Source organism: Nocardioides sp. TRM66260-LWL (genome assembly GCF_020075545.1).
In the GTDB taxonomy this organism is placed as follows: domain Bacteria; phylum Actinomycetota; class Actinomycetes; order Propionibacteriales; family Nocardioidaceae; genus Nocardioides.
Genome location: NZ_JAIQZK010000011.1, coordinates 15478 through 28688, shown reverse-complemented (window position 1 = coordinate 28688; position 13211 = coordinate 15478). Strand labels below are relative to the sequence as shown.

Below are 13211 nucleotides of genomic sequence, written 5' to 3'. Positions count from 1 at the left end.
GAGGCACCACGGTGGACAACGACGTGCTGCGTCAGGCCCCGCTGTTCAGCGCGCTCGACGACGAGGCGGCCGCCGCGCTGCACTCCTCGATGAGCGAGAGCCGGCTGCGCCGCGGCGAGGTGCTCTTCCACGAGGGCGACTCCGGCGACAAGCTCTACATCGTGCTCGACGGCAAGGTGAAGCTCGGCCGCACGTCCGTCGACGGTCGCGAGAACCTCCTGGCCATCCTCGGCCCGGGCCAGATGTTCGGCGAGCTCTCGCTCTTCGACCCCGGCCCGCGCTCGGCCACCGTCACCGCGGTCACCGACACCACCTTCGCCTCGCTGTCGCACGAGGACCTCCTGCGCTGGCTCGAGGGCCGCCCCGTCGTCGCCCGCGGCCTGCTCGCGCAGCTGGCCGGCCGCCTGCGCAAGGCCAACGACGTCGTCGCCGACCTGGTGTTCTCCGACGTCCCCGGCCGCGTCGCCAAGGCGCTGCTCGACCTCGCCGACCGTTTCGGCCGCACGGCCGACGACGGCGTCCACGTGCACCACGACCTCACCCAGGAGGAGCTCGCCCAGCTCGTCGGCGCCTCCCGCGAGACGGTCAACAAGGCGCTGGCCGACTTCGCCTCCCGCGGCTGGCTGCGGCTCGAGCCGCGCAGCGTGGTGCTGCTCGACGTCGAGCGGCTGTCGCGGCGCGCTCGCTGACGCGCACGCGCAGGCTTCCCCGGATATCCGGGGAGACCGGACGTTGTCAGGCGAAGTTTCCCCTGACAACGTCCAGTTCTCCCTGACCAGATGACCCCCGGACGCCCCCGTCCGGACGTCATGGGAGTCGAGGAGGTGGTCGGATGGCCGACCCTGCGGTCCCCGAGCCCGCCGAGCGACGAGCGTTCGAGGAGTTCGTCCGCGCCCGCTCGACGGCGCTCGGACGCACCGCGTTCCTGCTGACCGGCGACGTCCACCTCGCCGAGGACCTCCTGCAGCAGGCGCTCGTCCAGGCGGCTCGCCGCTGGGAGCGCATCGAGGGACGACCCGAGGCGTACGTCCGACGCATCCTCTACACCCAGAACGTCTCGTGGTGGCGCGCACGGCGCCACGTTCGCGAGCAGCCGTTGGAGCCCTGGCACGATCGCCCGGCGTCGGCCGACGACGTCGAGCTGCGTGCCGACCTGCTCGACGCGATGCGCCGCCTCACCCCGCGCCAGCGCAGCGTGCTCGTGCTCCGCTACGTCGAGGACCTCACCGAGGCTCAGGTCGCGGACGTGCTCGGCATCCGGCCCGGCACCGTGAAGTCGACGGCGCGCGAGGCGGCCGCCCGGCTGCGCGCGACCGCACCCCACCTCGATCCTCGGTCCGACGCACGGCTGACGGAGGAGGTCCGATGAGTCTGAGCGAGGACCTCGAGCGCCTGGCCGAGGGCATGCCGCCCCCCGCCCTCGACCCGACCACGTGGCGCCGGGCCCGTCGCGCGCGGCTGCGGGACCGTGTCCTCGCCGCCGTCGCCGTGGTCGCGCTCCTCGCGGGCACCGTCGGACTCGTCGACGTCCTACGCCCGCCGGTGCCGCCCGAGGTGGCCGACGGTGGAGGCGCGCTGGATCCGACGCCCGGCCTCCCGTCGCGCCTGGTGGGTCCGCCGTCCTCGGTAGTCGACGGTCCTGCCGGCGCGAGCGGTCCGGGCTGGGAGGTGACGGACCACCTGGACGTCGGCGTCGCCGCGGCCGCCTGGCTCGCGGACTTCGGCAGCGGCCGGATCGTGCTGGTGGGCGCGGCCGACGGACGGTACCGGCTCGTCGAGCCGCCGGGGTTCGTCGGATCGGCGTGGGGGCCGGGCACGCTGCAGCAGGCCGGCCTCGCGCTCAGCCCGGACGGCGAGCGGCTCGCCTACGCCTGGCTGTCGTTCCGGGGCGCTCCCGGTCCGGACACTCCCACGGTCGGCGGCGTCCGCGTGCTCGATCTGCGCACCGGCCGCGTGCGCTCGCACCGGATCGACGCGGGCGGCGCGCTCGGCGTGGCCGTGAGGGCGCTCGCCTGGTCGCCGGACGGCCGCCGCGTCGGCTGGCTGGGGCAGCGGTTCGACGCGTGGACGCGCAGCGGCATGGGCCCGACCGTCGCTGTCGCCGGTGGCATCGGGGTGCTCGGACGGGACGACCTCGACGCGGTGGTGGTGCCGTCGGACGAGGCCACGGTGTCGATCGAGGACCTGGGCGTGGTCGTCGTGGCGGGCCGCGAGGTGCTGCGACTGGATCCGTTCCACCGGCCGCTGCCCCGGCGACCGGCCGCGCGCCCGATCGGCGACGGGGTCTCGTCGGGGAGCCCCGCGGCCGCCGACGGCACGATCGTGCGGCCTCAGTTCGACGCCCGCGAGCTGACGCTCATGAGCCGCGACCGCGATCGGGAGCTCCCGCTGGGTCTCCCGAACGGCACCTCCTGGGACGTCGCCCCGCTCGGCTGGGTCGGCGGGCAGGCGCTGGTCCAGACGGTCGAGTTCGACGACCGCGGGCGGAGCACCGGTCGGATCCGGCTGATCGATCCCGCACGGCCGAGCTCGTCGCGCGTCGTCGCCATGATCGACCGGGTCGCGAGCTTTCCCTTCACCGGCTTCATGAGCGTCGCCACCAACCTGATCTCACCGGACCGGCCTACGGTCGACCATCCGGTGCCCGAGTGGCCCGGTGGCGGAGCATGGTCGGCCCCGCCGGCCTGGCTCGCGACGCTCGCCCCCGCCGGCCTCGGGCTGGTGCTCGGCACGCTGGTCGTCCGACGGCGCCGACGACGTCTCGGGTGACCGCGGGACTCGAACTGGTCAGGGGAATCTGGACGTTGTCAGGCGAAACTTCCCCTGACAACGTCCGGTTTCCCCGGATATCCGGGGAAACCTGCGCGGGCCGGCCCTACCGCCCCAGGTACGCCAGCTGGGCCCGCACGGACAGCTCGGCGGCACCCCAGAGCACGGGATCGACGTCGGCGTAGACGATCTCGACCACGCGCCGCGGCAGGTCGTCGGCCGCCAGCCCCTCGGGCGTAGAGGACGCGAGCGACGCCAGCGCCGCCTCCACCTGGCCGAGCCGGTCGCGGCGGTGGGCGCGGTAGTGGTCGAGCACGCCGAGGGCGTCGGGGATCACCGGCCCGTGGCCCGGCCAGATCGCGGCGAGCTCGTGCTCGGACGCCAGGGCGTGCAGCCGGTCGAGGGAGTCGAGGTAGGCCCCGAGCTGCCCGTCGGGGTGCGCGACGACGGTGGTGCCGCGGCCGAGCACGGTGTCGCCGGTGAGGACGGCGCCGTCGGCCGGCACCCAGAACGACAGCGAGTCGGCGGTATGGCCGGGGGTCGCGACGACGCGCACCTCCAGGCCGTCGAGCTCGACGACGTCGCCGTCACGCAGGCCCTCGCCGCCCAGCGTCAGCGCGGGATCGAGGGCCCGGACGCCGCAGCCCATCCGCTCGGCGAACGCGCGAGCGGCCTCGGCGTGGTCGTGGTGGTGGTGGGTGAGCAGGACGACGCCGACCTCGCCGTCGGCGGCCTCGACGATCGCGTCCAGGTGGGCGTCGATCGCGGGCCCGGGGTCGACGACGACGCTGCGTCGCGCGCCCGGCTCGCGCAGCACCCACGTGTTGGTGCCGTCGAGGGTCATCACGTCGGCGTTCGGCGCGAGCACGCACCGCGCCCGCTCGCCGAACCGGCCGCCGGCCCAGGAGCCGGACGGGACGCTCACGCCGGGGGCTCCACGATCGAGGAGCGCCGCTCCGCGACCAGCGCGCGCATCCGATCGGGCATGGAGAGCGTCCAGCCCTCGCCGAGCGGCTCGATCGAGGGGCAGAACATCGCGGCCCGACGCACGCCGGCCTCGGTCAGCACGGCGTCGACGGAGCCGAACGCGCCGATCTCGAGGCAGGTCAGGTAGGTCGGCGGCATGAGGGCCAGCGACCCCGCCTCGGCGGCGGAGGCGGCCTCCGCGGCCGGCATCCACACCACGGACGTCGACTCGCTCGAGACGTCGCGCGTCACCTGGCCCTCGGGCAGCCGGGCGACGAAGAACCACGTGCGGTAGCGCCGCGGCTCGAACTCCGGCGTCAGCCAGGCGTCCCAGACGCCCAGCAGATCGGTGCGCAGCACCAGGCCGCGGCGGACGAGCAGCGCGGTCAGCGACAGCGCGCGACCCTCGAGCGCCACCCGGTCGGCCTCCCACTCCTCGCCCGTCGTGTCGGCCACCACCGCGTCGGGCGAGGGCCCCGCCAGCAGCACCCCCGACTCCTCGAAGGTCTCGCGCACCGCCGCGCACACGAGCGCGCGGGCGAGCTCCTCGGAGCAGCCGAGCCTCTCGGCCCAGGCCGCAGGCGACGGGCCGGCCCAGCCGACCTCGGCGTCGAAGTCGCGCCGGTCGACCCCGCCGCCGGGGAAGACCGCCATGCCGCCGGCGAAGTCCATCGTCACGTGTCGCCGCAGCAGGTAGGTGACGGGCTCCCCGTCGGCGCCGGGCCGCAGCAGGACGACCGTGGCGGCGTCGCGCGGCTCCACCGGCTCGCGCAGCCCGTCGGCGAACTCGCGCGCGAGCGCGGCAACCGGGTCGGGCAGCGGGACGGGCGGCAGCGGGATGCGCACGTCAGTCGTCGATCTCGACGATCAGCTCCACCTCGACCGGCGCGTCCAGCGGGAGCACCGGCACGCCGACGGCCGAGCGCGCGTGCACGCCGGCCTCGCCGAAGACCTTCCCGAGCAGCTCGGACGCGCCGTTGGCGACGCCCGGCTGGCCGGTGAAGTCGGGCGTCGAGGCGATGAACGCGACGACCTTGACCACCCGGCGCACCCGCGCGAGCTCGCCGACCTCGGCGCGCACCGCGGCGATGGCGTTGAGGACGCACTGCTGGGCGCAGGCGTAGGCCTCCTCGGCCGTCACCTCGCCGCCGACCTTGCCGACCGCCATCAGCTCCCCGCCGCGCATCGGCAGCTGGCCGGAGGTGAAGACGTGGGAGCCGGAGCGCACCGCCGGCACATAGGCGGCCACGGGGGCGGCCACCTCCGGAACGGCGAGGCCGAGCTCGGCCAGGCGCTCCTCGGGGGTCGGCACGGCTCAGCCCTCGATCGGGCGCTTGAAGTAGCCGACCAGGTTCTCGGGGCTCATGCCGGGCGCGATCTGCACCAGCTCCCACCCGTCGGAGCCGAAGTTGTCGAGGATCTGCTTGGCCGCGTGCGTGAGGATCGGCGCGGTGAGGTACTCCCACTTGGTCATGCTCGGCACCCTACTGGCCCGCTGATCCGGCGTCGGCGCGCGCGGAGGGCCGGGGCAGCCGACGCGCCGCCCGCAGCGTGACCAGGGCGCCGAGCACCACCGTCAGCAGGCACGCACGGGCGGCCCACGCGGCCGCCGTGTCGCCGCCCGGCCCGGTGCCGAGCAGCACCCCGACGAGCGGGCCGACCGCCTGTCCGGGGCGGCTCGCCTCCGGGGACCCCAGGGCCACCACCGTCGCGACGGCGAGCGGCACGACCGGCAGGACGACGAGGCCGAGCCCGCGGCGCAGCCCGCCGTGGACGTCGAGCGACGCCGTCGGGAGGCGCCGCGCGGTCGGCAGCAGCATCAGCAGCGGGACGGTCGCCAGCCAGTGCCCGCCGATCCCGAGCAGCATCCCGACCACGTCGGCGCCGGCCGCGAGCCCGGCGACCTGCAGGGCGGACACCGGCCCGGGCCCGGCGCCCACCCCGAGGGCGAGGGCCGGCAGCACCACCGCCACGACCCACAGCAGCGCCGGGACCCCGCGCGGCAGCCCGCTGACCCGGCGACGCACCGGAGGCGCGGAGGAGGCCCACCGGCCTCGCATCACGGCCAGGAGGGCGCCGGCGCGCCGCTGCTCGAGCGCGGTCGGCAGCCCCTGCAGCAGGACGCCCAGCCCGCCGAGAACCAGGGCGAGGATCCCGATCGTCGCGACCGCGGCGTCGTCGAGCCGCTCGTCGTCGAGCGTGGCCGCCCAGCCGACCAGCACGGCCAGCGCGACGGCATGGCCGACCACGACCACCGCGACAGGCCGGCTGCGCGGGCCCCGCCGATCGGGCAGGTCGCGCGGGGCGCCACGGACGTCCGCTGACGGGAGGGCGGCGCGAGGGGTCACGCGGAGCCTGATGCCCGGGCGGCGACCACCCCAATCGTCGATCGACCTCAGGCCGCGCGCTCTACGCTCTGCACTCGTGCCCCCCGAAGAGCCCGGCGCCCCCGGACGCCCCACCCCCGACTGGCCCGGCGTCCGCCTGCACGTCGTCACCGGCAAGGGCGGCACCGGCAAGTCGACGGTCGCCGCGAGCCTCGCGCTCTCCCTCGCCTCCCACGGCCGCAACGTCCTGCTCTGCGAGGTCGAGGGCCGGCAGGGCATCGCCCGGATGTTCGACGTCGACCCGCTCCCCTACGCCGAGCGCCGCATCGCGCAGGGCCTGCGCGAGAGCGCGGACCGCACCCCCGGCCTCGTGCACGCGCTGCACATCGACCCCGAGTCGGCGCTGCTGGAGTACCTCGCCATGTACTACAAGCTCGGCCGGGCCGGACGCGCGCTCGACCGCTTCGGGGTCATCGAGTTCGCCACCACCATCGCCCCCGGCGTCCGCGACGTGCTCCTCACCGGCAAGGTCTTCGAGGCCGTCGAGCGCAACGCCCGCAACAAGGGCGCGCTCACCTACGACGCCGTCGTGCTCGACGCGCCGCCGACCGGGCGGATCAGCCAGTTCATGGGCGTCAGCGACGAACTCGCGGGGCTGGCGAAGGTCGGCCCGGTGAAGAGCCAGTCCGACACGATGATGCGGCTCTTCCGCAGCAAGCGCACCGCGATCCACCTGGTCACCGTGCTGGAGGAGATGCCGGTGCAGGAGACGCACGACGGCATCGAGGAGCTGCGCCGCGAGGGCCTGCCGGTCGGCGGCGTCGTGGTCAACGCGGTGCGTCCGCGCGACATCGGCGACGCCGATCTCGAGCGCGCCCGCGCGCACGCCCTCGACCGCGCCGCGATCACCGCCGACCTGCGGCGCGGCGGCGTGGCGCTCGAGGGCGAGGACGGCGGCCCGCTCGTCGACGGCCTGCTGCGCACCGCCCACGACCACGCCGAGCGACGCGCGCTGGAGGAGGCGCAGCGCGCCCTGGTCGCCGGCTTCGGCGTGCCCGTCTACGAGCTGCCCCGCCTCGCCGGCGGGGTCGACCTGGGCGGGCTCTACGAGCTCGCCGCCGCCCTGCGCGAGCAGGGCATGGCGTGAGGAGCCGCTGATGAGCCCCCAGACCCCCGCTCCCGCCACCGGCGGCTCCGGCCGCGGACGCCCGCGCGTCGGACCGCTCGCCGCGCGGCGCTCGACCGCGCCGGTGCTCGACGTCGACGCCCTCATCGACGACCCCGCCACCGGCATCGTCGTGTGCTGCGGCTCCGGCGGCGTCGGCAAGACGACGACGTCCGCCGCCCTCGCGCTGCGCGCCGCCGAGCGCGGACGCAAGGTCGTCGTCCTGACCATCGACCCCGCCCGTCGGCTCGCGCAGTCGATGGGCATCGAGCAGCTCGACAACACCCCGCGACCGGTCGCGGGCGTCGCGGGCGACGGCGGGCTCGACGCGATGATGCTCGACATGAAGAGCACCTTCGACGAGGTGGTGCTCAGCCAGGCGAGCCCCGAGAAGGCCCAGCAGATCCTAGGCAACCCATTCTACGTCGCGCTGTCGACGTCGTTCGCGGGCACCCAGGAGTACATGGCGATGGAGAAGCTCGGGCAGATCCACGCCGCCGCGCAGGCCGACGGCACCTACGACCTCATCGTGGTCGACACCCCGCCGTCCCGCTCGGCCCTGGACTTCCTCGACGCCCCCGAGCGGCTCTCCAGCTTCCTCGACGGTCGGTTCATCCGCCTCATGCTCGCCCCGGCCCGCGGCCCGGCGCGGCTGATGAGCGCTGGCCTCGGCCTGGTCACGAGCACCCTGACCCGCGTGCTCGGCGCGCAGATCCTCACCGACCTGCAGACCTTCGTCGCCGCCCTCGACACCGTGTTCGGCGGCTTCCGCGCCCGCGCGCAGCAGACCTACGCCCTGCTGCAGGCGCCCGGCACGGCGTTCCTCGTCGTCGCCGCGCCCGAGCCGGACGCGCTGCGCGAGGCGGCGTACTTCGTCGAGCGCCTCACCGGCGACGCGATGCCGCTGGCCGGCCTGGTGGTCAACCGGGCCAGCCCGGAGCCGCCGGGACGGCTCTCGGCGGACGAGGCGATGGCCACCGCCGGACGACTGCGGGCGAGCGACCCGACGACGCCCACGACCGAGCTCACGGCCGGACTGCTGCGGCTGCACGCCGACCAGGTGCGGATGACCGTGCGGGAGGCGCTGCTGCGCGAGCGGTTCGCCGCGGCGCACCCCGGTGTCGCGACCGCCGTCGTGCCGGCGCTGGCCAGCGACGTCCACGATCTCGACGGGCTGCGCCGGGTGGGCGACCTGCTCGCCGGCGTCGTCCCCTCCGACGACGCCTGAGGTCCCGAGCGGGCGTCCCGCCGCCGACCGGAGCAGGGTCGGCGGCGGCGACGTCAGCCGGGCGGGATCAGCCCGGGATCAGCCCGGGATCAGCGCGGGTTCAGCGCTGGGCGACGACCGGACGGGCCGTCGGGCGGGCGCTCTCCTCGCGGGCGGCCTCGAGCACGGCCCGCCACGAGGCGTTGGGCTTGCGACGCAGCAGGGCCCGGCGCTCGCGCTCGGTCATGCCGCCCCACACGCCCCACTCGATCTGGTTGTCCAGGGCCTCAGCCAGGCACTCGGTGCGCACCGGGCAGCCGGCGCAGAGCTGCTTGGCCTTGTTCTGCTCGGCTCCCCGCACGAACAGCTGGTCGGGCGATGCCGTGCGGCACGCGGCCCGCGGCGTCCAGTCCTCAACCCACATGTCGTCCCACCTTCCGAACAGGGAGGCACGGAGTCCCCATGACGCCGATCCCTGTTGCTGAGTAAAAGTTAAGGAACGCGATACCCGCCGGGGCAGACCACAAAGGCCCAAAGGACATGGCCCGTTGTGACTAGTCCGGACTACGCACCCCCCTGGGTCAACGCGCTCGTGACGCGGTCGTCATCGGCCCGTCACATGCGCATGGGAGGCGCGCGCGGACGCGGGTGCGCGCCCGCCGCTCACGTACCCTGGCGGCATGTCCGCCCAGGAACCGCAGCCCGCCCGCCGCGTCCTCGCCCACCTCGGCGTCATGGCCGTGGTCGCGGCGGTGATGGGGGTGGTGGTCGCCGGCATCGTCATCCCGTTCGCCGGGGTCCTGGGCATCGGCGCCCGCAACGCCTCCGACGCGATCGACCAGCTCCCGGCGTCGCTCGAGACCCGGCAGCTGGCCCAGCGCACGACCATCGTCGACCGCTCGGGCAACACCATCGCGACCCTCTACGACCAGAACCGCGTCGAGGTGCCCCTGCGCCAGGTGTCGCGGACGATGGTCAAGGCGATCGTGGCGATCGAGGACTACCGCTTCTACCAGCACGGCGCCCTCGACCTGCGCGGCACGCTGCGGGCGTTCGTCACCAACAGCGCCAACTCCGGCACGGTGCAGGGCGGCTCGTCGATCACCCAGCAGCTGGTGAAGCAGACCCTGGTCAACCAGGCCCGCACCCGCAAGGAGCAGGCCGAGGCCACCGCCAACACCTACGCCCGCAAGCTCCGCGAGCTGCGGTACGCGATCGCACTGGAGCAGCGGCACAGCAAGGACTGGATCCTCGAGCGCTACCTCAACATCGCCTACTTCGGCGACGGCGCCTACGGCATCCAGGCCGCCGCGAAGCACTACTTCGACGTCAACGCGCGCGACCTCAGCCTGCGGCAGAGCGCGCTGCTGGCCGGCCTGGTGAAGAACCCCAGCGGCTACGACCCCACCAACAACCCGAAGCGCGCGAAGGCGCGGCGCGACGTCGTCCTCGACCGGATGGCGCAGCTCAAGGCCGTCAGCCCCGAGATGGTGGCGCGCACCAAGAAGCAGCCGCTGGGCCTGAAGGTGCAGCCGTCGAACAACGGCTGCGTCTTCTCCGCAGCGCCCTTCTTCTGCGACTACGTCGTCAACTACCTGATGGACGACCGCGCGCTGGGCCGCACCGCCAAGGACCGCAAGCGGCTGCTGTACTCCGGCGGCCTCACCATCCGCACCACGCTCGACCAGCGCTTCCAGCAGGCGGCCGACAAGGCCGTCGCCGCGCACGTCAACCCCACCGACAACGCCATCGGCGGGGTCGCCATGGTCGAGCCCGGCAGCGGCCAGGTGCGGGCGCTGGCGCAGTCGCGGCCGATGGGCAACGACGTCGGCAAGGGCCAGACCTTCCTCAACTACGTCGTGCCGAAGAAGTACGGCGACGCCAACGGCTTCCAGGCGGGATCGACGTTCAAGGCGTTCGTGCTGGCCTCGGCGATCAACCAGGGCATCCCGCTGACCACGACGATCCCCGGCCCGCAGACGCGCACCTTCTACCAGGGCGACTTCCGCATCTGCGACGGCCGGCGCTACCCGTCCCGGCAGAACTACACGGTGCAGAACTCCACCGGCGCCGGCACCTACAACCTCTACACCGGCACCCAGAAGTCGGTGAACACCTTCTACATCGAGCTCGAGAAGCGCACCGGGCTGTGCGAGCCGTACACGCTGGCCAAGAAGATGGGCATCACCCAGCTCGACCCCGCGTCGCGCTGGATGGTGCCGACCTTCACCCTCGGCGTCAACGACACCAGCCCGCTGGAGATGGCCGAGGCGTACGCGACGTTCGGCGCCCGCGGCCTGCACTGCGACGCGCGTCCGGTCACCTCGATCTCCGACGCGAACGGCAACCGGCTCAAGACCTACGGCAAGTCCTGCGACCAGGTGATGCCGCAGTCGACCGCCGACGCGGTCAACTCGGTGCTCCGCGGCGTCATGGAGCCGGGCGGCTTCGGCAACAAGCTCGCGCTCGACAAGCCCTCGGCGGGCAAGACCGGCACGATCTCGGGCAACAAGGCGGTGTGGTTCATGGGCTACACCCCGAGCCTGGCGACGGCCGCCATGGTCGCCGGCGCCAACCGCCAGGGCACGCAGATCACCCTGAACGGCCAGATCATCGGCGGCAAGGGCATCGCCTCGGCGTTCGGCTCCACCGTCGCCGGACCGATCTGGGCCGACGCCATGCGCGCCATCCAGGACCGCCTGCCCGACGTGAACTTCTCCGTGCCGTCGGCCAACGAGGTCAAGGGCGTGGTCGCGAGGGTGCCGGCCGTCGGCGGCAAGAGCCTCGAGGAGGCCCGCCGGCTGCTCGAGGACGCCGGGTTCACCGTCACCGACGGCGGCGCGCGCTACACCGGCTACCCGGCCGGCACCGCGGCGTTCACCTACCCGGGCGCGGGCTCGTCGGTGTCGAACTCGGCGCCGATCACGCTGTTCTCCTCCAGCGGCCCGCGGCCGCAGCCGACCCGTCCGTCCGGCGGCTCGGGCGGCTCGGGCGGCAACGCCGGCGCCGGCGCCGGCCAGACGACGCAGGGCGGCGGCCAGGCCACGAACCAGGGCCCGGGCGGTGGGAAGCCGAGCAAGCCGGGCAAGCCCGGCGGCGGACCCAAGAAGCCGTAGGGGTAGGGGCCGGCGGCTCAGGCGAGCTGGCGGCGCACCTCCGCGGCGACGAACGCGCCGTCGGCCCGACCCTTCACCTGCGGCGTGACGACGCCCATCACCCGTCCCATCGCCTTCATGCCCTCGCCGGCGGCGCCGACCTGCGCGATGGCGGCGGCGACCAGGTCGTGCACCTCGTCCTCGGTGAGCGGGGCCGGCAGGTAGTCGGCCAGCACGTCGGCCTCGGCGCGCTCCTTGGCGGCCATCTCGGGACGCCCGCCGTCGTCGAAGGCGGTCGCGGCCTCGCGGCGCTTCTTGGCCTCCGAGGCGAGCACGCCCACGACCTCGTCGTCGCTCAGCTCGCGGGCCTCCTTGCCGGAGACCTCGGCGTTGGTGAGCGCGGTGAGCACCATCCGGAGCGTGGAGGAGCGCAGCTCGTCGCGGGCCTTCATGGCGGTGGTGAGGTCGGCGCGCAGACGGTCCTTGAGGTCGCTCATGGGGCCGATTGTGGCAGCCTGGGCCGGTGCCTCCCACTCCGCTGCGCCTCGCCACCCGCCTGGTCGGAGCCGGGGCGCTCGGCGGGGTGGGCCTGCTCGGCTACGGGCTCGCCGAGGCCCGCGCCTACACGCTGCGCCGCGTCGCCCTGCCGGTGCTGCCGCCGGGGCAGCGGCCGCTGAGCGTGCTGCACGTCTCCGACCTGCACCTCGTGCCCACGCAGCAGCGCAAGCGCGCCTGGATCGCCGGACTCGCCGCGCTGGAGCCCGACCTCGTCGTCGACACCGGCGACAACCTCGCGCACCCCGACGCCGTGCCGGCGCTGCTCGACGCGCTCGGCCCGCTGCTCGACGTGCCGGGCGTCTTCGTGCTCGGCTCCAACGACTACTTCTCCCCCACGATGCGCAACCCGTTCCGCTACCTGCTGCCCGACGACGGCCGCCGGCAGACCCACAGCCCGCAGCTGCCCTGGCGCGAGCTGGCGGCGTCGATGCGCGGACGCGGCTGGCTCGACCTCACCAACCGGCGCGGGGCCCTCGCCGTCGGCGAGTCGCGCCTGGCCTTCGGCGGCGTCGACGACCCGCACCTCTCCTACGACCGCTACGACGAGCTGGGCGGGCCGGCCGACGCCGACGCGGACGTCCGGCTCGGCGTCACCCACGCGCCCTACCTGCGGGTGCTCGACGCGTTCGCCCGCGACGGCTACGACGCGATCCTGGCCGGCCACACCCACGGCGGACAGGTGTGCCTGCCGGGCGGACGCGCGCTCGCCACCAACTGCGACCTCGAGCCCGCGCGGGTCAAGGGCCTGCACCGCCACCCGGCCGCGTCCCGGCCCGGCGACCCCGGCTCGTCCTGGCTGCACGTCTCAGCCGGCCTCGGCACCAGCCCGTACGTGCGGGTGCGCGTGGCATGCCGACCCGAGGCCACGCTGCTGACGTTCACCGCCCGCGACCCCCGCGTCCGGGCCGCACACCGCGATTCGTGACGGCCCGCACGCCTCCGCTATGCTCCCCGTCTTGTGGGCTCCGGCCCACATCGGGCTGTGGCGCAGCTTGGTAGCGCGCTTCGTTCGGGACGAAGAGGCCGCAGGTTCAAATCCTGTCAGCCCGACTCCTGCCCCTGGGCAGACGTGAGGCCCGGATCCGCTGAGCGGATCCGGGCCTCGTGCATCTCCCGACCGGGTC

General features: G+C 74.5%; 14 protein-coding genes and 1 tRNA gene. 8 read left to right on the top strand and 7 right to left on the bottom strand.

The annotated features are described in order from the left end of the window. Positions 1-11: 11 nt before the first annotated feature. The 3 genes from K8Z61_RS17695 to K8Z61_RS17685 all read left to right on the top strand — a co-directional run bounded on the left by K8Z61_RS17695 (position 12) and on the right by K8Z61_RS17685 (position 2769). Positions 12-689, top strand: coding sequence for a Crp/Fnr family transcriptional regulator (locus K8Z61_RS17695; protein WP_224131517.1), 678 nt, complete (start codon positions 12-14; stop codon positions 687-689). A 143-nt stretch (positions 690-832) separates the two neighbouring features. After that, a complete protein-coding gene (locus K8Z61_RS17690) occupies positions 833-1369 on the top strand; it encodes a SigE family RNA polymerase sigma factor (protein WP_224131515.1) in 537 nt (178 codons plus the stop codon). Then, positions 1366-2769, top strand: a complete 1404-nt coding sequence (locus K8Z61_RS17685; protein ID WP_224131513.1) for a hypothetical protein — start codon at positions 1366-1368, stop codon at positions 2767-2769. Before K8Z61_RS17690 ends, K8Z61_RS17685 begins: the two co-directional genes overlap by 4 nt. Positions 2770-2875: 106 nt before the next feature. Here K8Z61_RS17685 and K8Z61_RS17680 read toward each other — a convergent pair whose 3' ends face one another. The 5 genes from K8Z61_RS17680 to K8Z61_RS17660 are packed head-to-tail and all read right to left on the bottom strand — an operon-like array spanning position 2876 to position 6083. Continuing rightward, positions 2876-3694 carry an MBL fold metallo-hydrolase gene (locus K8Z61_RS17680; protein ID WP_224131511.1) on the bottom strand — a complete coding sequence of 273 codons (819 nt, stop codon included), beginning with the start codon at positions 3692-3694 and terminating at the stop codon, positions 2876-2878. Then, on the bottom strand, positions 3691-4581 hold the full coding sequence (locus tag K8Z61_RS17675) for an NUDIX hydrolase (protein ID WP_224131509.1): 891 nt from the start codon (positions 4579-4581) through the stop codon (positions 3691-3693). The genes K8Z61_RS17680 and K8Z61_RS17675 overlap by 4 nt, the downstream gene beginning before the upstream one ends. A 1-nt stretch (position 4582) precedes the next feature. Further along, positions 4583-5047, bottom strand: a complete 465-nt coding sequence (locus K8Z61_RS17670) for a RidA family protein (RefSeq protein WP_224131507.1) — start codon at positions 5045-5047, stop codon at positions 4583-4585. 3 nt (positions 5048-5050) lie between these two features. Next, a complete protein-coding gene (locus tag K8Z61_RS17665; RefSeq protein ID WP_224131505.1) occupies positions 5051-5209 on the bottom strand; it encodes a DUF4177 domain-containing protein in 159 nt (52 codons plus the stop codon). 10 nt (positions 5210-5219) lie between these two features. Continuing rightward, positions 5220-6083 (bottom strand): hypothetical protein, encoded by an 864-nt coding sequence (locus K8Z61_RS17660; protein WP_224131504.1) that lies wholly within the window; start codon positions 6081-6083, stop codon positions 5220-5222. Positions 6084-6159: 76 nt separating this feature from the next. On the opposite strand from K8Z61_RS17660, the gene K8Z61_RS17655 reads away from it, so the two are divergent. Then, entirely contained in the window at positions 6160-7209 is a 1050-nt protein-coding gene (locus K8Z61_RS17655) for an ArsA-related P-loop ATPase (RefSeq protein ID WP_224131502.1), read from the top strand. A gap of 10 nt (positions 7210-7219) precedes the next feature. After that, entirely contained in the window at positions 7220-8455 is a 1236-nt protein-coding gene (locus tag K8Z61_RS17650) for an ArsA-related P-loop ATPase (protein ID WP_224131500.1), read from the top strand. Between the two features lie 100 nt (positions 8456-8555). On the opposite strand, the gene K8Z61_RS17645 is transcribed toward K8Z61_RS17650, so the two are convergent. After that, positions 8556-8858, bottom strand: coding sequence for a WhiB family transcriptional regulator (locus K8Z61_RS17645; protein WP_224131498.1), 303 nt, complete (start codon positions 8856-8858; stop codon positions 8556-8558). Positions 8859-9114: 256 nt separating this feature from the next. Here K8Z61_RS17645 and K8Z61_RS17640 point away from each other — a divergent pair, with 256 nt between their 5' ends. After that, positions 9115-11550, top strand: a complete 2436-nt coding sequence (locus tag K8Z61_RS17640; protein ID WP_224131496.1) for a penicillin-binding protein — start codon at positions 9115-9117, stop codon at positions 11548-11550. 17 nt (positions 11551-11567) lie between these two features. Here the strand turns inward: K8Z61_RS17640 and K8Z61_RS17635 are convergent, their stop codons facing one another. Further along, a complete protein-coding gene (locus K8Z61_RS17635; RefSeq protein WP_224131494.1) occupies positions 11568-12026 on the bottom strand; it encodes a GatB/YqeY domain-containing protein in 459 nt (152 codons plus the stop codon). 26 nt (positions 12027-12052) lie between these two features. On the opposite strand from K8Z61_RS17635, the gene K8Z61_RS17630 reads away from it, so the two are divergent. Together K8Z61_RS17630 and K8Z61_RS17625 are read left to right on the top strand one after the other, a co-directional pair. Then, entirely contained in the window at positions 12053-13012 is a 960-nt protein-coding gene (locus K8Z61_RS17630; protein WP_224131492.1) for a metallophosphoesterase, read from the top strand. A 51-nt stretch (positions 13013-13063) separates the two neighbouring features. After that, a tRNA-Pro gene (locus tag K8Z61_RS17625) sits at positions 13064-13137 on the top strand. Positions 13138-13211: the final 74 nt, after the last annotated feature.

What these genes read in the sequence shown, in the direction of transcription:
- K8Z61_RS17645 (WP_224131498.1), bottom strand. Translation starts at nt 8,858, where the DNA reads ATGTGGGTTGAGGACTGGACGCCGCGGGCCGCGTGCCGCACGGCATCG.
- K8Z61_RS17685 (WP_224131513.1), top strand. Translation starts at nt 1,366, where the DNA reads ATGAGTCTGAGCGAGGACCTCGAGCGCCTGGCCGAGGGCATGCCGCCC.
- K8Z61_RS17640 (WP_224131496.1), top strand. Translation starts at nt 9,115, where the DNA reads ATGTCCGCCCAGGAACCGCAGCCCGCCCGCCGCGTCCTCGCCCACCTC.
- K8Z61_RS17690 (WP_224131515.1), top strand. Translation starts at nt 833, where the DNA reads ATGGCCGACCCTGCGGTCCCCGAGCCCGCCGAGCGACGAGCGTTCGAG.
- K8Z61_RS17650 (WP_224131500.1), top strand. Translation starts at nt 7,220, where the DNA reads ATGAGCCCCCAGACCCCCGCTCCCGCCACCGGCGGCTCCGGCCGCGGA.
- K8Z61_RS17635 (WP_224131494.1), bottom strand. Translation starts at nt 12,026, where the DNA reads ATGAGCGACCTCAAGGACCGTCTGCGCGCCGACCTCACCACCGCCATG.
- K8Z61_RS17665 (WP_224131505.1), bottom strand. Translation starts at nt 5,209, where the DNA reads ATGACCAAGTGGGAGTACCTCACCGCGCCGATCCTCACGCACGCGGCC.